This window comes from Gluconobacter sp. P1D12_c, assembly GCF_018812105.1.
GTDB lineage: Bacteria > Pseudomonadota > Alphaproteobacteria > Acetobacterales > Acetobacteraceae > Gluconobacter > Gluconobacter oxydans_A.
In genome coordinates, this window is sequence record NZ_JACSIQ010000920.1 from 1 (window position 1) to 351 (window position 351).

Genomic DNA, 351 nt, shown 5'->3' on the forward strand with positions numbered 1-351 from the left:
TCCCTAATGTCACGTGGAGGGATCGAAAAACTGTTTGTTGATATGCCTTGGCGAGTAATTTCTGGTTTTTGGCGTATTGATTGACGGTTCTTTGGGGTGCTTTTGATCTGCGTTTTGAGCAGATCAGGGGCTGTCTCCCTGGATGACTACGCGCTCGCGTTCAAYCTTGCGAGGAAGAGRAAGCGGCGCATGTTGTAGACRATATTGGCCAGCCCGATCCTCATGGTTGCACGAGTGATACTCACTGTCCGGATGAACAGTCCGGTCTGTGACTTCTGATCRGCAAAGACATGCTCGACACGCGACCGGATCACCGATTTCCCTGCGTTGGACCGCTGGATGTGGCGGGGC

General features: G+C 53.0%; 1 pseudogene. It reads right to left on the minus strand.

What is annotated here, in order from left to right:
* Positions 1-146: 146 nt before the first annotated feature.
* Positions 147-351 (minus strand): annotated as a pseudogene (locus KP705_RS19805) (IS5/IS1182 family transposase); the annotation flags it as partial.